Below are 16,180 nucleotides of genomic sequence, written 5' to 3' on the forward strand. Positions count from 1 at the left end.
AGATCACGCGTAAATATCCGTCCACAGCTCTTCGGCTGCGGGCAGGGGGCATTCTTTGGCGAAGTCGGCGCTGGCGTTGACAATGGCTTTCAGCTCTTTGTCGATCGCCTTCAGCTCGTCCTCGGTGGCGAACTTACCTTCAAGGATCACAGCGCGAATATGTTCGATCGCGTCGCGCTCCTCGCGCATTTTTTGCACTTCTTCACGGGTGCGGTACTTGGCCGGATCCGACATGGAATGGCCGCGGTAGCGATAGGTTTTCACCTCAAGGATATAGGGCCCTTTGCCCTTGCGGCAGTGGGCGACAGCGCGTTCGCCCGCGTCTTTGACGGCCAGAACATCCATCCCATCCACCATTTCACCCGGGATGCCAAAGGCCTCACCGCGGTGATAGATGTCCTTGGTCGAGGTCGAGCGTTGCTGTGACGTCCCCATGGCATACTGGTTGTTTTCAATGACAAAAATCACCGGCAAGTCCCAGAGCGCGGCCATGTTGAAGGTCTCATAGACCTGTCCCTGGTTCGCCGCGCCATCGCCGAAATAGGTGAAGGTCACACGGCCGTTGCCTTTGTATTTATCTGCAAAGGCCAGCCCGGCTCCCAACGGAACTTGCGCCGCCACGATGCCGTGCCCACCATAGAAATGCTTCTCTTTAGAGAACATGTGCATCGAGCCGCCTTTGCCCTTGGAGTACCCACCCTCGCGGCCCGTCAGCTCAGCCATAACGCCATTGGGGTCCATGCCACAGGCCAGCATGTGGCCGTGGTCGCGGTAGGATGTGATGCGCTTGTCGCCTTCTTCGGCAGCGGCTTCCAACCCCACAACGACAGCCTCTTGACCGATGTAGAGGTGGCAAAATCCGCCAATCAAGCCCATGCCATAAAGCTGGCCGGCTTTCTCTTCAAAGCGCCGGATCAACAGCATCTCGCGGTAGTATTTTTTGAGTTCGTCGCCAGACACATTGGTCTTTTTGGCGGGCTTCTTGGCAGCCATTCCAACCCTCCCGGAATGAGAAATAGTTTAGCGTTAAACAAAATGTTAGCCGATTAGCTTTAGGCAGGCGAGCAGAAAGTTGCCTCATGATTGCTCACGTAAGACGGAAATTTGCGGAATGGGCAAACCACGCTAAGCTCTCATAGATCGCGCATTGGCGCGCGTGCCACAGTCAAAGAGGTTCTCATGCCCACTAAGTCACGCATCTCTTCAGCCGCGCTTGCCACGATTTTCAGTATTGTTTCCACGATGTCCTTGGCACAAGAAATTGCGGACACGATCTATTTTGGTGGTGAAATCCTGACGATGGAAGACGACGTCCCTCGGGTCGAAGCGGTGGCCGTGGCTGATGGTAAAATACTGGCAATAGGCGATCTTGCGGCGGTGATGCAGCATCAGGGTGAGGCCACAAAGGTGTTTGATCTGGACGGGCGCGCCATGCTGCCGGGGTTTGTTGACAGCCACGGTCACGTGGTTCTGGGCGGCCTGCAGGCGCTTGCTGGCAATCTTTTGGCGCCACCAGATGGAGATGTGCAGGACATTGCCGGCTTGATCGATGTTTTAAAAACATGGACCGAGGACAATCAGGCTGCGGTCGCGCAGGCGGGTATGATCGTCGGCTTTGGCTATGACCCCGCACAACTTTCCGAACAGCGCCACCCGACGCGGCAGGATCTTGATCAGGTCTCAACCGAGGTGCCGGTTTACATCGTGCACCAATCGGGTCACATCGGCGTGACGAACACAAAAGGTCTGGAATGGCTGGGATTGGATGCAGCATCAGTAGATCCGCAAGGTGGCGTCATTCAGCGCGAAGATAACGGCGACCCGAATGGTGTTTTACAGGGCAATGCGCATTTCCCGGCGTTGTCCCGACTTTTGGGGCAATTGGGCCCCGAGGGATTTCTGGCCTTTGCCAAGGCAGGCACCCAGCTTTGGGCGCGCTATGGCTACACCACTGCGCAAGAGGGGCGTGCTTCGCCCGATACGGTCGACGTCCTAAAGGAGTTGTCGCGGCAAGGACACTTAAAGCTCGATGTGGCGGTCTATCCGGATCTGACCATCGACCGGGACTTTGTTCCGCAAGCGCAATCGCGCAACTACGAGGCACGGGTTCGCGTTGCAGGTGGTAAGCTGACGATCGACGGGTCTCCTCAAGGGTTCACGGCGCTGCGGGATCGCCCATACTACGACCCGGTTGGTGAGTTCGCTCCTGGCTACGTCGGTCTGGCCTACGAAACGATGGAGCGCATCGTTGACATGGTGGATTGGGCCTTTGCCAATGACGTGCAGATCATTGTGCACTCTAACGGTGAAGGGGCCTCGGACCGATTGATTGCCGCACTCGAGGCGGCAACGCTGAAACATGGCCAAGCGGATCGGCGCCCTGTGTTGATCCATGGCCAGTTTATGCGTCCGGATCAGGTGGACGCCTATCAACGGCTGGGGGTGTTCCCGTCGCTTTTCCCAATGCACACATTCTATTGGGGTGACTGGCACCGGGATCACACCGTGGGGCCAGCACGTGCCGATGACATCTCTCCGACCGGCTGGTTGAGGCAGCGTGGCATGATTTTCGGATCGCACCACGATGCGCCGGTCGCCTTTCCGGACAGCATGCGGGTTTTGGATGCGACCGTGACGCGTCGTTCGCGGTCCGGCGACATCATCGGGCCTGACCAGCGGGTCGATGTCATGACAGCCCTGAAAGCAATGACGCTTTGGCCTGCGTACCAGCATTTTGAAGAAGACAGCAAAGGGTCAATCCGCATCGGTAAACTGGCGGATTTCGTGATCCTGTCAGAGGACCCAACCGCGATTGATCCGGAAACACTGGATCAGCTCGATGTTCTGGTCACGATCAAAGAAGACGAGATGATCTATGAGACGGATGGCGCTGTACAAAAGACCGAGTATCAGCCCGAGCTCGGCGATCATCACGCGCTCGAAGCGTTACAAAACGGCATGTACCGTGCGGTGAAAGCGATCGAATAAGGGTTAGCGAATAACGATCTCATCGGACCGGATCAGGCCCAGCACATCGCGGGCTTGTTGGTCGAGCAGGTCGAGGTCAAGATAGTCGTCACTCAGGCGCTGGGTGAGGTTTTCCATCCGTGTCACTTCGGCCTGAAGCACGGCCAGTTCCTGCTGCAGGGCCACTTTGTCCGCGTCAATTTCCACGCGGCGGAACACGCCATAGTCGCCCTGAACGGCGGCAAAGGTAAAAATCACGCCAAGCGCGGAACACACTCCGAAAAACAAGAGCGCACCAAGGGCGGGTCTGGATTTCTGTGATGTCATACTCTGCCTCAAACGTGCCCTTTGCGGGCATCTCAAGAGAGTATGCCACAAGTGATTCGCCGTGTGAATCCCTTTTGAGTCAGTTATTTGCGTTTTTTTCCTAATTCTGACGTCACGGATTTCTGGCCTGACCAAGGAACCGACCGCTAGTCTTGTGATGAAGAGGGAGGCCAAGTCATGACCACATCCGCACCCGCCAGCCAGTTGGGCAGCCACGAGGTTCTCAATCAACCGGGTCCGCGCGGCGCACGTGATCTGTGGGCGCAGGATCAGCCCTTGCGGGATGCCGCTGCAACGGCAGGCGCCCGGGTCGATCTACTGGCCAGCGCCGGGCAGGTCTATGGGTCCGAAGATATCCAGCAAGCCGCCGAGGAGGCCCGCCGCGATCTGCCACGTCTGAAGTTGTTCGACAGGGGTGGCCGCCGACTGGACGAGGTGACGTTTCATCCCGGCTATCACAAGGTCATGCAGGCAGGGCTCGGCGCAGGCTATGCCTCGGTGGCATGGGATGGCAAACCGTGCGGGCATGTCACCCACGCGGCCCTTGTATACATGCAGATGCAGGTAGAGCCGGGCGCAGGTTGTCCGATGACCATGACTTACGCCGCGGTGCCCGCTCTGCGCCATGACAAGGCTTTGCATGACCTCTGGGCGCCCCGGCTTACCTCGGGCGTCTATGATCCCTCAACCCGGCCTATTTCTCAAAAACGGGGTGCTACATTGGGCATGGCCATGACCGAGAAACAGGGCGGCTCGGACGTGCGTGCCAACACGACGCAAGCGGTGCGCGATGGCGACGCCTATCGCCTGACGGGCCACAAATGGTTCTGTTCCGCGCCGATGTGTGACGGTTTTCTAACCTTGGCACAGGCGCCGGGTGGTTTGACTTGTTTCCTTGTGCCGCGCTGGCTGGAGGGCGAGCGCAATGCGATCCGACTGCAGCGGCTCAAGGACAAGCTGGGCAATCAGGCCAATGCCAGCTCCGAGATTGAATACCACAATGCGCTGGCCTATCGGCTTGGCGACGAGGGGGCAGGCGTGCGCACCATCATCGAGATGGTGCACCACACCCGGCTGGACACCGCCATTGCCCCGGCGGCTCTGATGCGGGCGGCGCTCAGCGAAGCGCACCACTGGGTGTCGCATCGGTCCGCTTTTCAGCGACGCTTGATTGACCAGCCCCTGATGCGCGAGGTGCTGGCAGACCTGACGCTGGACATGGAGGGCGCGCTGGCCGTGTCGATGTTCATGGCCGAGAGCTTTGACCGTGACGATGATGCCTCACGGGCCTTGGCGCGGATTGGTGTCGCTTTGGCCAAATACCTGTCGAACAAGCGCTGCATCCCCGTTGTAGGTGAGGCGATGGAGGTGCTGGGCGGTATGGGCTATGTCGAGGACACACCGATGCCCATGTTCTATCGCGAAGCGCCGCTTAACTCGATCTGGGAAGGCTCGGGCAACGTGATCTGCCTCGACATTTTACGGACGCTGTCTCGCGAACCTCTCGCGGGCGAGGCGCTGGCATCTGTACTGGACGCCGCGCGCGGCCGTGATGCGCGTTTTGATGCGGCGCTCGCGGCCCATCGTGCTCGCTGGTCCTCGATACCGCCAGAGAACGAGGCGCGCTGGTTCGCGGAAAGCCTCGCAAGTCTGCTGACCGCCGCCGCCCTGATGCGCGTGGCCCCGGACGCGGTGGTCTCGGGCTATATCACAAGCCGCGTTGCCGCTGACCGTGGTCAGATGGCTGGCACGGTCGCCGGTTTGGAAACTTCGGCGATCCTGGCCCGGTTGGACCCCGCATAAAGGATCGTGACTTAGCCCGCTTGGGAATTGCGGCGGTTGATCTCTTGGCGGATAAGATCGATGTGCAATCGCGCGTCATAGGCTTTCTGTCGGTAAGCCATTGGAAGTTTCAAGTTGGCCAAGGTCGCGGTCACTTCATCCAGTTTCTGTGCGATCGCTTCGATCTCGTCTTGATCAGTAGCCCTCTCAATTTCTTCTTCCAAAGACACGATGCGTTGATAGTGCCGCCAGACGCGCCTGTTCTGGAACCACGTGTAGCTGGAAGGCACAATGCGCAAGATCGGGGCGAGAAACACCAGTGGCAAGAGAAACAGCAGCACCCGGCCAAACTGGGCCGCGATCCAGTAGGGGAAAATATCATGCAGGATGTTGGGCCCGGAGGTGATCATGTGCCACGCAACATCGTTGATCGGCGCGGGCGGTGAGTTGGTGTTTGGAAACTCTTTGGCCTCTTGCAGGATTGTACGGTCGCCGTGAAGTTTGTTCGCGGTGTGGACCAGCCTGTCGATGATTGCCGGATGCAGGTCACTTGGCGCAATCATTGAGGCTGTCAAAGTCAAAATCTTTGCGTCTTCAAGGGGTCTCGGCGGAACCAGTGTGGTTGAGCCAGCTGGCACAACGGCCGAATGTGCACTTGCGAATTTGAACGACAGCGCATCCACCAAGGCCATTCTTACCAAGGCGAGTTTCGGGTCGACGATGGCTTCGCGCAAGTAAGGCGCGTCCAGCGGAGCGACAAACAATGCCGCGTCGGTTTGACCGTCACGCAGAGCCGCGATTGCGTCTGACCCACCTATTTCAAGAAGCGTAATCCCAGAGTCCTGTAAGCCGGCTGTCTCAATCAACGCACGTGCCGCGGCCCGCGTGCCTGACCCTTCCTTACCTGCGGCCAAACGGATGCCCTTCCAGTCTTCCGGGTAAGGTCCCACATACTCAGAGGCATGCCGGAAGATAACCAGAGGTTCGGGGAAAAGGGCGCCGAGAGATTCCAAGGTATGACCTTTGGGCAAAGCCAGCCCACCTTGCACAAAAGCGACATCAACTTCGCCGTCCACTAGGCGTTGAATGTTGTCAACGGACCCGGCGGTCTCAACCAGCTCTGCCTTGATCCCGTCGCGTTCGAGTTTCGACTGATACTTGAGGCCAATTTGCCAATATCCGCCGCCTTTTGGTCCTGTCGCCAACCGAATGGTCTCAGGAGGTGTAAGGCTATTGATGAGTAAAACGACAAGAACAATCACAAAAACAGGTACAATGAGGGCTAGGAGAATGCGCATGTGAATCTTTGAATCTGTTAATCTCTCCTTAATGGTCTGTTTTAGTGCCGGTCATTTGTCAAACTCTGAAAGCGTGGATTTGGGTTTTCGCACCCCTTCAGACAGATGCAGCAGCTTAAAAACGAAAATTGGGCCGCCTACTGCCTGACCAGGCCTGATGTTCCTTTGTCCTGACAGACTGTCGGCCCTCTAGGCAGGCCCAAGCCGCTGGGGTAGGGTCCGGCAACGTTTACAGACCGGACCCGTCATGACCAACTTTGCCTTGCTGATCTCGCCCGCAGCGCGTGGCGCGTATTTCGCCGACACCCATGCCGTGGCACGCCAAGAGGCCTCAGGCGTGGCAGGGGTCGATCTGGGAGAGATTGAAACCATTGGCGGAATGGATTTCCTATTCGCGTCTTGTGGCGAGGCACGTCTTGCCGACCTGATGCGCCTGTCCTTTGCCCAAGGGATATTTCGGGTTGATGGCCCGAACTGGCAGCCGATTGAGGCTTCGGCTGGCTTCCTTTTGCATCCTGATTTTGTGTCGGGTGAGAAATACCGGGGCAAAACCAACGAGATGCTGACGCAGCTCTTGGTCAATATTGCTTTACAAGAGGCCGACACCGGCAACGACGCTTTGCGCGTGATTGATCCGATGTGTGGACGTGGCACTTCGCTATTCTGGGCAATGCGCTATGGGCTGTCTGCTACCGGGATTGAGCAGGACCCCTCAGCGCTGAACGAGGTGAGGCGGGGCCTGAAGAAATGGACCAAACTGCATCGTCAAAAGCACAAGCTGAGTGATGGTTGGGTTCAGAAATCCAACAAGAAGGGCATTGGCAAATACCTCGACTTTCAGGCCGAAGGTCAAAGCGTGCGGATTGTCACCGGAGACACCGTTCAAGCGCGTGACTTGCTGGGTAAACGCCCGTTTGACCTCTTGGTGACCGACATTCCCTATGGTGTTCAACACATGGGTGGGGCCGATGGTGCGCGCAGCCCCTTGGCAGTGATCCAAAAGGCGGCAGCGGGCTGGGCCGCGTGTCTCGCGCCGGGGGGTGTCATGGCCATTGCCTATAACTGCAACATTCCCAAACGGGATGAGATGTTCGCAGCGTTTGACGGGTTGGGGCTGGAAGTGTTGGAAAGGAACGTCGCGCATCGCATGAGTGAATCCATCGTGCGCGACGTTCTGGTGCTGCGCAAACCAACCTGAAATCACGGTAGGCCGCAACAGCACGGACCCGGCTTTGAGAGTTTTGGGACAGTAGGGGCCGGGCCCGGAGATTTGTATCAGGCTGCGCGTTGTGCCTCTGCAGGTCTTGCTGCAGGTTTGGACAGTCGCGTTGGGCGATTGAACGTGCCGCCGTCTGGCCCGTCATCGTCTTCGCACAAAGCATCCGCCAGCTCAGAAATCTGGCGGCTTTGAAACAGCGGCTGTGTCCGCATCAATTCAAATTGCACTTTCATGCCAGTCCCCTTGTTTTGCGGCAACGTGTCCTGCCAAAGGTTTCAATCTGGCCAGGCGTTGTTCTTGCTGGCGGAGCCGGTCGCGTAGCGCCAGTTTGCGGGTTTTCAGCTTGCGCAGTCGCACCGTGTCGGGCAGGGGCCGGGCCTGCTCGTCGTCAATTTGATCCTCAAGCGCGGTCTTGCGTGAACGCAGAGCTTTCACATGAGCGACAAGAGTGGCGGTACGTTGCAGAATGATGTTGGACATAGGGCCTCCCGGTTTTTTTTTGATGTATTCGCGGCGGCTTGGGCGCCGTGTTTGTGAGATGGGTCGATTGGTGAAAGTTTGGAGGTAGCGCTGCCATTTGGTTTGATAGGAAAAACCAATGGATGCTAACGCGCGAAGCTTGGGCCTCCTGAGGAAATCACCGCAACTGCGCTGCAAGGGCATGGCAACTACGGTGATCTGAGTGGTGGCTTTTCCCCTTATTTAGGTTCGCGTTAGAGCGGCGCAAATGGATAGAGGGCCGGGCGATCCGGTGCTGAGCGAAACGGACGTTCAGCAGCTGTAAGGCGACCATTGAGGTAATTCTCACGGTCCAAACTCGCCACAAAGTGCTCAAGGCTGGGAACACGGAACCAAGTGGTTGGGTTGAGAGTACGGAGCATTCTGGTCATGCGACACCTACCTTTCGGGCGTTGCTATTGGTTAATGTGGCTTTGAGGTTTTGAAGGATGACGTCGTAACGCCGAAGTTGGTCCTGGATCATCAGACGGCGCACCTTCAGCCAGTGCAGCTGCTGGTAATCGGGCGCGAGGCGCGATTGTTCATGGGCAATCTTGCCGTCCAGCTCGACCTTACGCTGCCGCAGGGTCTTGATATGCGGCAGGATGAGCGCGATGCGTTTGAAGATGCTGTTCGTCATGTCGGGACCTCGTTGTTGTCCTGTTTTGTAGCGCGTTTGCCTCGGTCAAGACGGATATGGGGGTTGCCAATATAAAAAGTAGGCATAAGTTCTTTTATGTTTGATAGGAAAAACCAATCAAAGGTGAGACATGGCTCAGAACATGCCGACACTGCGACAACTGCGGTATTTCGTGACACTGGCCCAGACCGGGCAATACCGGCGTGCCGCAGAACGGTTGGGGCTTAGCCAGCCCTCGCTGAGCCAGCAAATCGTGGCCCTCGAGGACGTGTTGGGCCTGAAATTGGTGGAACGCGGACGGCGCGGCGCACAGCTCACGCCGGGTGGGCGCGAAGTGTTGGAGCGCGCGCAACAGGTGCTCGACGATGTCGAAGGTCTGATGGAGGTTACGGGCCAAATGGCACGGGGCGGGGCGGGCACGCTGCACTTGGGCTCAACCGTCACGATCGGCCCCTATTTCCTGCCCCGGTTCCTGCGCCATCTGCACGACAGCCTGCCCGACTTGCGGCTGGTGTCACGCGATGGTCTGCCCAAGGACCTGCTCGAAGAACTGCTGGCCGGGACACATGACCTGATCTTGACACAGATCCCTGTCGCGGCGTCTGATTTTATCACCCATCCGCTTTACCGCGAGCCCATGCACTTGGCTGTCGCGCGCGATCACCCTTTGGCAGCCCGCAAACAGATCGCGCGGGAAGATCTGGCCGGGCAGGATGTGCTGTCCCTAGGGGCCAAGCTGACGCTGCACGCGCCGTTGACCCAGCTGTGCCACGATGTCGGTGCCCATCTGCGGCACGACTACATCGGCACCAGCCTTGATGCTTTGCGCCAGATGGTGGCGATGAACATGGGGGTGACGTTCCTGCCCGCGCTCTATGCGCAGTCAGAAGTGCCCAAAACCGCGGGCGACGTGGTTCTGATTCCGGTCAAAGGCGGGTTTTATCGTCAGGTCGGGCTGGTGTGGCGCAAATCAACTGGCAAACCGCGCCTGATCGGGCAGTTTGCCGAAGCGGCCGAAGCCGTTGTGCGTCGTGAGTTTGGCAGCCGCGTCCAGCCCTCGGGCTGAGAGGTTATCCCGCAACCGACGCTGCGTGAATGCTGCCAATCGACGCCGCGATGGTGTCGTTAAAGGCATCATCACTTTGCTGCGCCGACAGACCTTCGGTCAACGCCCGGCTGAACGAGGCGATCATCCCGGTGTTGTTGGACAGTCGCGTGTTGGCCTCTTCGCGGCTATAGCCACCGGACAGCGCCACAACGCGCATCACCTTGGGGTGGTTGACCAGTGATTGATAGTGATTGGTGCCCTCGGGCAGGGTCAGTTTCAGCATGATCTGTTGACCCTCGGGCAGGGCGTCCAGTTGCTTGGTGATCTCGGCCAAAAGGATGTCTTCTGCCGCGGCCTTGTCGGTGATTGTGATCGTGACTTCGGGCTCGATGATCGGCATCAGCCCGTGGCCAAGGATCTGTTTGCCCACCTCAAACTGTTGGGCAACAACCGCGGCGATGCCCGCTGGGTTTGCGGCATTGATGACCGAGCGCATCTTGGTGCCAAACACACCGGCCTTGACGGCGCGGTCACAGAGCGCGTCGAGTTCCGGCATCGGTTTCATCACCTGGGCGCCGTTTTCCTCATCGGCCAGACCCTTGTCGACCTTCAGAAAAGGCACGACACCGCGGTCTTCCCAAAGAAATGTCGCCGAAGGTTTGCCCTGGATCTCGCGGTCCATGGTCATTTCAAACAGGATCGCGCCGACCACCTTGTCGCCGGTAAAGGCCGGGGCGGTGGCAATGCGCGCGCGCATCGCGTGGATCAGGTCGAACATTTCAGCGTCCGAGGTGTAAGCATCCTCTTCGACACCATACAAGCGCAGCGCTTTAGGGGTGGAGCCACCGGATTGATCCAGCGCGGCAATGAAACCTTCGCCCGAGGTCATCTGATCGATTTGTGCTTGATTGGCCATCTGAATATCCGCCTTTGAAAATATGAGGTTTTGCCGCCGGAATCTGCGTTTGATCCGCTTCTAAGCGAGCCGTGCGCGGGTTGCAATCTTGGTGGCGCTAACTGCGGGTGGATTCAGGAGGAAAGGTGCGGTGGGTTTTGCCATTCTAATGGGTGGTCGGCGGACGCGAGGTGTGTAAAGGCCGTGAATGTCTGGTTTGAGCCCTTTTCAGAAGTTGGCTGGGCTAACAAGAATTGGTCGTCACTCTAACGCGACATATCCTGACGCGCTGTAGTCTCGGATACCTGCGTGAACTGTGGACGACCTGCGTAGATCCCCATGCGAACATCACCTCGCACATAATAGGTTTGGCCCGCCTGCGTTTGAATGGTAATGGCGTCCTGACTTATCGCTTGTGCCCAGAAAGTATGTTCGCCTGGACTGACCACTTTCTGTAGCACAGCACCGCTGGTCAGTTGGCCTACAGGCCCGTCTGTATGCTGCACTTGAAAGCGGATTGCGCCGCCGGCAAACGCTGCAGGGCGGTAGAACACCACCAACGCCTTACCTGCGGGAGCCTCGAAAGATGAACCGGTCTGCATTACGGTTCCCGCCTCTTGCCCACCCATGCAGGCGGTCAAAGTAGCGAGGCTGGCGAAAGCGAAAAGAAATCGGCGTCTGAGCATTTGTCATTTTCTCATTTTAAGCCGTCGTACTATCGATCAGCTTTCAAAGTTTGTCCAACTGGCAATGTTGTCGCTCCGCTAGAAATGCGAAGGGTGAGTGTTGGCGGCGGCTTTGTCCCGCAAAGCGGGCGTTTAGCCCACTTTCGACCTGTGGCCGTTCCTCAGCCTTCCAGCGCGGCGACGCCGGGCAGGGTCTTGCCTTCCATCCACTCAAGGAACGCGCCCCCTGCGGTCGAGATATAGGTGAAGTCGCGGGCCGCCCCTGAGGCGTTCAGCGCAGCCACTGTGTCACCGCCGCCGGCCACCGAGATCAACTGACCCGAGCGGGTCAGGGCGGCCGCCTGCAGGGCCGCGGCATTGGTTGCGGTGTCGAAAGGCTCCATCTCAAAGGCGCCCAAGGGGCCGTTCCAGATCAATGTTTTACTGGTCTGCAGGACCGCAACGATGGCGGCAACGCTTTCCGGTCCGGCATCAAGGATCATCGCGTCGTCCGGACACTTGTCCAGCGCCACGGTCTGGTTCTCGGCATGGGCCTCGAACTTGCGGGCGACGACGATGTCCTGCGGCAGCATGATGTTGCAACCGGTTTTGGTGGCTTTGGCCATGATCTCGGTCGCGGTATCGGTCATCAGTCGTTCTGCCAGCGAAATACCGATGTCATAACCTTTGGCCGCCAGAAACGTGTTGGCCATGCCGCCGCCGATCACCAGATTGTCGACCTTTTCAATGAGGTTCGACAGCAACTCCAGCTTGGTCGACACCTTGGCACCGCCAACCACGGCCGTCACCGGGCGTTGCGGTTTGCTCAGCGCGCTTTCCAGGGCCTGCAATTCTGCCTGCATCAGGCGACCGGCACAGGCTGGCAAAAGCCGCGCCAGACCTTCGGTCGAACTGTGCGCGCGGTGGGCGGCGGAAAAGGCGTCGTTGCAGTAGATGTCGCCCAGCTTGGCCATACCCGCCGCAAGATCGGGATCGTTCTTGGTTTCGCCCGCATGAAAGCGGGTGTTTTCCAGTAAGAGCACTTGACCCGGTTGCAGGGTTTCAGCGGCCAGTTCAGCCTCGCGTCCAACGCAATCGGCGGCGAAGACCACGGGGGCTTCAAAGGCTTGGGTCAGGGTCGGGATCAATTGATTGAGTGACAGGCTTTCGCGACGTTCTCCGCCGGGGCGGCCAAAATGCGCCAGCAGAACCGGGCGCCCGCCTTCGGCTAGGATATGTTTGACGGTTGGGGCAATACGCAAAATCCGGGTTGCGTCGGTCACCACACCATCCACGATCGGCACGTTGATATCCACGCGCGTCAGCACGCGTTTGCCACTCAAGTCCATTTCGTCCAGCGTTTTCCAGCCCATTGTCATCTCCGTCAGCGTGAGTTGCCTTGTTCCTAGCGGAAACTGCGTCCTCGTCAATGCGGTCTCTTGGCTTTCTGCTCTGCCGACATTAACTATCTCGCAACGACTTTTACAGGAGAGCCCCATGGCTGATATCAAAGACCCCGAGAACACCATCCTGATGGAACTGAAAGACGGCACCGTCGTTATCGAACTGATGCCGGACATTGCGCCCGGCCATTGCGAGCGCATGAAGGAACTGGCGCGGTCTGGTCAGTATGACAACGTCTGCTTTCACCGCGTGATCGACGGGTTCATGGCGCAAACCGGCGACGTTGCCAACGGCAACATGGAAAACAACTTTAATCTCCGCAGCGCAGGGACCGGCGGGTCCGACCTGCCAAACCTCAAGGCCGAGTTCAGCCGCATTCCGCACGACCGTGGCACCCTTGGCGCGGCCCGTAGCCAGATGCCCGACAGCGCAAACTCGCAGTTCTTTATCAACTTTAAAGACAACAGCTTTCTGAATGGTCAGTACACGGTTTATGGCCGCGTGATCTCGGGCATGGAGCATGTCGACGCCATCGTCAAAGGTGAACCACCCGCCAATCCTGACCGCATGGTCTCTGTGAAGGTTGCGGCTGATGTCGACGCTTAAGCTAGCTGCGGCATTTGCGGTTTTGGCGGCTCCAGCTCTGGCAACAGGGCTGGAAATAGAAGTTGTCGGCGCGTACACAGAAGGTACGATCAAGATTGATCTTCTGGAAGATGTCGCCCCCAATCACGTCGCCCAGATCACGCAGCTGGCGGAAGACGGATACTATGACGGCGTCTATTTCCACCGCGTGATCGATGGCTTCATGGCGCAGACCGGCGACGGTCAGCACGGCAAGCAAGTCGAAAAATGGGCGCCCAAAGCCATTGGCCGCGCAGGGACCGGCGCTTCGAAGTTGCCAAACATCAAGGCCGAGTTTTCGGAGATCCCTTATGAGCGCGGTGTTGTCGGAATGGCCCGCAGCCGTGACGTGGATAGCGCCAACAGCCAGTTTTTCATCATGTTTGACAGAAACGACAACCTGGATGGTCTCTACACGGTCGTGGGTCGTGTGACCGAGGGTCTTGAGATTTTGGACAGGATCAAGCGCGGCGATGCGAGCACTTTCAATGTGACCGGAGAGCCGGACGTGATGATGAAAGTGACCGTGGTCGAGTAACCGACCTTCAAACTGTTGTGAGGGGGGCTATCCGGCCCCCCTTACTATTTGCGAGCCTGTCCCCAATTACAAAAGGGGTCACCGCATGTTCCGATCTTTCGTCATCGCCATTTGTTCCCTGACCTGGGCGCTGTCCGCTGCGGCCAATCCTGAGTTCTGGAAGCAAGAATGGCCGGATACGGATTTTAGCAAGACCACCGTGCCAAATTGGGTTGAGATCCTCTCGGGGGGACCGCCCAAAGATGGTATTCCGGCGCTCAGTGATCCGCAGTTCATCCGCGCCGGTCAGGAAAGCCGCATTGACGGCATGGAACCGGTGATCACGGTCGAGATCAAAGGCGCAGAACCGAGGGCCTATCCGCTGCGCTATCTCACGTGGCATGAGATCGTGAATGACAGCGTTGGCGGTGTGCCGATTGCCGTGACCTTTTGTCCTTTGTGCAATTCGGCACTGACCTTTGATCGTCGTGCCGCCGGGCGCACGCTGACGCTGGGTGTCTCGGGCAAGCTGCGCAATTCCGATATGGTGATGTATGACCGCGAAACCCAAAGCTGGTGGCAGCAGGCGCTTGGCACGGCCATTGTCGGCGATTTGACAGGCTCGGAGTTGACGCTGGTGGCGAGCTGGATGGAAAGCTGGGACCAGTTCAAAGCCCGCAACCCACAAGGATTGGTGATGGCCGAGCCGGCCTATAACCGCCGATATGGCCAGAACCCTTATCAAAACTATGACAGCTTTAAACGTCCGTTCCTTTATAATGGCGAGTTGCCTCCACATGACATTCCAGCCCTGTCGCGCGTGGTGCGGGTGGGCGATCAGGCCTGGCCCATGCAACGACTGCGGGACGCCGGTGTGATCCGTGAGGCCGGGGTTGAGATCACATGGCAGGCGGGACAAGCCTCGGCGCTAGATGCAGGAACCATTGCGCGGGGCCGCGATGTCGGCTCAATCCGGGTGCGTGACGGGCAGGGTCGTGATGTGCCACATGACGTGATGTTTGCTTTTGCCTATCATGCCTTCTGGCCAGATGGGGAATGGATGCTGGGCAAATAAGGCCGTTAGACAGCGCCAGCGGCGCTGGTGAATGAGACTTTGCCAACTGTACCGATGATGCGATAACACGGCGCGGCGCTATGGGCTTTGGCCGGTGGCTCCTTTGACGCATAAGGATCATTCGACTTGCGATATCGCACCAAAAGAAATCTGACTCTGTTCGCAGTTCTTGTTCTGGTGTCCGCATCTTTTGCGCCGCTCTATGGCGTGATCTTTGTGCCCGATTTTTCTGATCGCCCGATTTTCAGCTATGTTCTGGACGGCTTGATTGGTGGCACATTCCTGTGGTCTGGCGTGATCCTGCTTTGGCCCAGCAAGATCTGTGCGCCCCTGCGGCGGCTTGCAGTACCGTGGCATGTGCTCATGCTGTTGGTTTACACAGCCCTGAGCATTCCTTTCACTGAGTTTGTTGGCGGTTTGTGGCACTCAGATCAAACCGCGCCGCTGAACGATTTTGATCCGGGCCTCTCGCTGTTCCTGTATATTTTGGTGATTGTGTTTGGCGCATTGGTGGTGATCGAGGTTGCCAGCATCATTGGTCCGCGGATTTTGGTCAACTTTCTGGCTGGACGCTACCACAAGCCCGCTGAAGAGCGCCGCGTGTTCCTGTTTGTGGATCTTGTTGGCTCGACTGCAATGGCGCGAGAACTGGGCGACATGGGGGTGCAGCGCCTGCTGACTCGGTTCTTCTTTGACTTGGGTAAGCCCGTGGCAGACAACAGTGGCGAAATTCACGCCTATGTCGGCGATATGGTCATCATTACATGGCCTTACGAAAAAGGACTTCACAACGCGCGCTGTGTGCGGTGTTTCTTTGGCATTCAAGATGCGCTGGAGAAGAATGCGAAATCGTACGAAAAAGAGTTTGGCCTGCGTCCGCAAATTCGGGCAGGGCTGCACGGTGGTCCTGTCATCGTCAGTGAATGCGGGGACTTCAAAAAGTCCGTGGTTTACTTTGGCGATACGATGAACACGACGGGGCGCCTCGAAGGGGTTGCCAAGGCTCTGAAGCAAGACCTTGTGATTACCCGTGCCTTGCTGGACGACTTGACGCTGTCCCAAGGCGTTGTGGCCCACAACCTTGAAGCGGTGACGCTGCGGGGGCACAAAAACACAACCGAGATAGCGGCCTTGTCTCGAACAAAGTGATCAAAGCCAGAAAAACTTGATCAGCGGTGCGCCAGCTAAATCGGCGCACAAAAAAACGCCGCCCAAAGGGGC

General features: G+C 58.0%; 18 protein-coding genes. 8 read left to right on the forward strand and 10 right to left on the reverse strand.

Annotated elements, in window-relative coordinates:
- Nucleotides 1-3 precede the first annotated feature (3 nt).
- Nucleotides 4-993 carry a pyruvate dehydrogenase (acetyl-transferring) E1 component subunit alpha gene (pdhA, locus tag Q0932_RS12005; protein WP_299353020.1) on the reverse strand — a complete coding sequence of 330 codons (990 nt, stop codon included), beginning with the start codon at nt 991-993 and terminating at the stop codon, nt 4-6.
- Nucleotides 994-1,179: 186 nt separating this feature from the next.
- Between pdhA and Q0932_RS12010 the strand changes: the two genes are divergently transcribed.
- Nucleotides 1,180-2,988 (forward strand): amidohydrolase, encoded by a 1,809-nt coding sequence (locus Q0932_RS12010; protein WP_299353023.1) that lies wholly within the window; start codon nt 1,180-1,182, stop codon nt 2,986-2,988.
- Between the two features lie 3 nt (nt 2,989-2,991).
- Here Q0932_RS12010 and Q0932_RS12015 read toward each other — a convergent pair whose 3' ends face one another.
- Complete coding sequence (locus Q0932_RS12015; RefSeq protein ID WP_299353026.1) at nt 2,992-3,294, reverse strand: septum formation initiator family protein; 303 nt, start codon at nt 3,292-3,294, stop codon at nt 2,992-2,994.
- Between the two features lie 177 nt (nt 3,295-3,471).
- Here Q0932_RS12015 and Q0932_RS12020 point away from each other — a divergent pair, with 177 nt between their 5' ends.
- Nucleotides 3,472-5,097 (forward strand): acyl-CoA dehydrogenase family protein, encoded by a 1,626-nt coding sequence (locus Q0932_RS12020; RefSeq protein ID WP_299353029.1) that lies wholly within the window; start codon nt 3,472-3,474, stop codon nt 5,095-5,097.
- Between the two features lie 11 nt (nt 5,098-5,108).
- On the opposite strand, the gene Q0932_RS12025 is transcribed toward Q0932_RS12020, so the two are convergent.
- On the reverse strand, nt 5,109-6,374 hold the full coding sequence (locus Q0932_RS12025; RefSeq protein ID WP_299353032.1) for a TAXI family TRAP transporter solute-binding subunit: 1,266 nt from the start codon (nt 6,372-6,374) through the stop codon (nt 5,109-5,111).
- A gap of 247 nt (nt 6,375-6,621) precedes the next feature.
- Here Q0932_RS12025 and Q0932_RS12030 point away from each other — a divergent pair, with 247 nt between their 5' ends.
- Nucleotides 6,622-7,572, forward strand: a complete 951-nt coding sequence (locus tag Q0932_RS12030) for a hypothetical protein (protein WP_299353035.1) — start codon at nt 6,622-6,624, stop codon at nt 7,570-7,572.
- Nucleotides 7,573-7,649: 77 nt separating this feature from the next.
- Here the strand turns inward: Q0932_RS12030 and Q0932_RS12035 are convergent, their stop codons facing one another.
- From Q0932_RS12035 to Q0932_RS12050, 4 genes are read right to left on the reverse strand one after another with little or no spacing between them, the layout of a single operon-like run.
- A complete protein-coding gene (locus tag Q0932_RS12035; RefSeq protein WP_299353038.1) occupies nt 7,650-7,826 on the reverse strand; it encodes a hypothetical protein in 177 nt (58 codons plus the stop codon).
- On the reverse strand, nt 7,810-8,256 hold the full coding sequence (locus Q0932_RS12040) for a YdcH family protein (protein ID WP_299353041.1): 447 nt from the start codon (nt 8,254-8,256) through the stop codon (nt 7,810-7,812). Before Q0932_RS12040 ends, Q0932_RS12035 begins: the two co-directional genes overlap by 17 nt.
- Before the next feature lie 50 nt (nt 8,257-8,306).
- A complete protein-coding gene (locus Q0932_RS12045; protein ID WP_299353044.1) occupies nt 8,307-8,483 on the reverse strand; it encodes a hypothetical protein in 177 nt (58 codons plus the stop codon).
- Nucleotides 8,480-8,731 carry a hypothetical protein gene (locus Q0932_RS12050; protein ID WP_299353047.1) on the reverse strand — a complete coding sequence of 84 codons (252 nt, stop codon included), beginning with the start codon at nt 8,729-8,731 and terminating at the stop codon, nt 8,480-8,482. Before Q0932_RS12050 ends, Q0932_RS12045 begins: the two co-directional genes overlap by 4 nt.
- Before the next feature lie 130 nt (nt 8,732-8,861).
- Here Q0932_RS12050 and Q0932_RS12055 point away from each other — a divergent pair, with 130 nt between their 5' ends.
- Entirely contained in the window at nt 8,862-9,797 is a 936-nt protein-coding gene (locus Q0932_RS12055) for a hydrogen peroxide-inducible genes activator (protein ID WP_299353049.1), read from the forward strand.
- Nucleotides 9,798-9,801: 4 nt separating this feature from the next.
- Here Q0932_RS12055 and Q0932_RS12060 read toward each other — a convergent pair whose 3' ends face one another.
- The 3 genes from Q0932_RS12060 to Q0932_RS12070 form a co-directional block, all read right to left on the reverse strand.
- Nucleotides 9,802-10,695 carry a fructose bisphosphate aldolase gene (locus tag Q0932_RS12060; protein WP_299353052.1) on the reverse strand — a complete coding sequence of 298 codons (894 nt, stop codon included), beginning with the start codon at nt 10,693-10,695 and terminating at the stop codon, nt 9,802-9,804.
- Nucleotides 10,696-10,940: 245 nt separating this feature from the next.
- The gene (locus tag Q0932_RS12065; protein ID WP_299353055.1) at nt 10,941-11,276 is read right to left on the reverse strand and encodes a DUF2846 domain-containing protein; all 336 of its coding nucleotides are present in this window, start codon (nt 11,274-11,276) and stop codon (nt 10,941-10,943) included.
- A gap of 245 nt (nt 11,277-11,521) precedes the next feature.
- The gene (locus tag Q0932_RS12070) at nt 11,522-12,712 is read right to left on the reverse strand and encodes a phosphoglycerate kinase (protein WP_299353058.1); all 1,191 of its coding nucleotides are present in this window, start codon (nt 12,710-12,712) and stop codon (nt 11,522-11,524) included.
- Between the two features lie 124 nt (nt 12,713-12,836).
- On the opposite strand from Q0932_RS12070, the gene Q0932_RS12075 reads away from it, so the two are divergent.
- The 4 genes from Q0932_RS12075 to Q0932_RS12090 all read left to right on the forward strand — a co-directional run bounded on the left by Q0932_RS12075 (nt 12,837) and on the right by Q0932_RS12090 (nt 16,108).
- The gene (locus tag Q0932_RS12075; RefSeq protein ID WP_299353060.1) at nt 12,837-13,349 is read left to right on the forward strand and encodes a peptidylprolyl isomerase; all 513 of its coding nucleotides are present in this window, start codon (nt 12,837-12,839) and stop codon (nt 13,347-13,349) included.
- Nucleotides 13,336-13,905, forward strand: a complete 570-nt coding sequence (locus Q0932_RS12080) for a peptidylprolyl isomerase (RefSeq protein ID WP_299353063.1) — start codon at nt 13,336-13,338, stop codon at nt 13,903-13,905. Before Q0932_RS12075 ends, Q0932_RS12080 begins: the two co-directional genes overlap by 14 nt.
- Nucleotides 13,906-13,990: 85 nt before the next feature.
- A complete protein-coding gene (locus Q0932_RS12085; protein WP_299353066.1) occupies nt 13,991-14,959 on the forward strand; it encodes a DUF3179 domain-containing protein in 969 nt (322 codons plus the stop codon).
- A gap of 126 nt (nt 14,960-15,085) precedes the next feature.
- Entirely contained in the window at nt 15,086-16,108 is a 1,023-nt protein-coding gene (locus Q0932_RS12090) for an adenylate/guanylate cyclase domain-containing protein (protein ID WP_299353069.1), read from the forward strand.
- Nucleotides 16,109-16,180 lie beyond the last annotated feature (72 nt).

Source organism: uncultured Shimia sp. (assembly GCF_947498095.1).
GTDB lineage: Bacteria > Pseudomonadota > Alphaproteobacteria > Rhodobacterales > Rhodobacteraceae > Shimia.

Coding starts and splice junctions, on each gene's coding strand:
- pdhA (WP_299353020.1), bottom strand. CDS start 993: ATGGCTGCCAAGAAGCCCGCCAAAAAGACCAATGTGTCTGGCGACGAA.
- Q0932_RS12010 (WP_299353023.1), top strand. CDS start 1,180: ATGCCCACTAAGTCACGCATCTCTTCAGCCGCGCTTGCCACGATTTTC.
- Q0932_RS12015 (WP_299353026.1), bottom strand. CDS start 3,294: ATGACATCACAGAAATCCAGACCCGCCCTTGGTGCGCTCTTGTTTTTC.
- Q0932_RS12020 (WP_299353029.1), top strand. CDS start 3,472: ATGACCACATCCGCACCCGCCAGCCAGTTGGGCAGCCACGAGGTTCTC.
- Q0932_RS12025 (WP_299353032.1), bottom strand. CDS start 6,374: ATGCGCATTCTCCTAGCCCTCATTGTACCTGTTTTTGTGATTGTTCTT.
- Q0932_RS12030 (WP_299353035.1), top strand. CDS start 6,622: ATGACCAACTTTGCCTTGCTGATCTCGCCCGCAGCGCGTGGCGCGTAT.
- Q0932_RS12035 (WP_299353038.1), bottom strand. CDS start 7,826: ATGAAAGTGCAATTTGAATTGATGCGGACACAGCCGCTGTTTCAAAGC.
- Q0932_RS12040 (WP_299353041.1), bottom strand. CDS start 8,256: ATGCCCTTGCAGCGCAGTTGCGGTGATTTCCTCAGGAGGCCCAAGCTT.
- Q0932_RS12045 (WP_299353044.1), bottom strand. CDS start 8,483: ATGACCAGAATGCTCCGTACTCTCAACCCAACCACTTGGTTCCGTGTT.
- Q0932_RS12050 (WP_299353047.1), bottom strand. CDS start 8,731: ATGACGAACAGCATCTTCAAACGCATCGCGCTCATCCTGCCGCATATC.
- Q0932_RS12055 (WP_299353049.1), top strand. CDS start 8,862: ATGGCTCAGAACATGCCGACACTGCGACAACTGCGGTATTTCGTGACA.
- Q0932_RS12060 (WP_299353052.1), bottom strand. CDS start 10,695: ATGGCCAATCAAGCACAAATCGATCAGATGACCTCGGGCGAAGGTTTC.
- Q0932_RS12065 (WP_299353055.1), bottom strand. CDS start 11,276: ATGCAGACCGGTTCATCTTTCGAGGCTCCCGCAGGTAAGGCGTTGGTG.
- Q0932_RS12070 (WP_299353058.1), bottom strand. CDS start 12,712: ATGGGCTGGAAAACGCTGGACGAAATGGACTTGAGTGGCAAACGCGTG.
- Q0932_RS12075 (WP_299353060.1), top strand. CDS start 12,837: ATGGCTGATATCAAAGACCCCGAGAACACCATCCTGATGGAACTGAAA.
- Q0932_RS12080 (WP_299353063.1), top strand. CDS start 13,336: ATGTCGACGCTTAAGCTAGCTGCGGCATTTGCGGTTTTGGCGGCTCCA.
- Q0932_RS12085 (WP_299353066.1), top strand. CDS start 13,991: ATGTTCCGATCTTTCGTCATCGCCATTTGTTCCCTGACCTGGGCGCTG.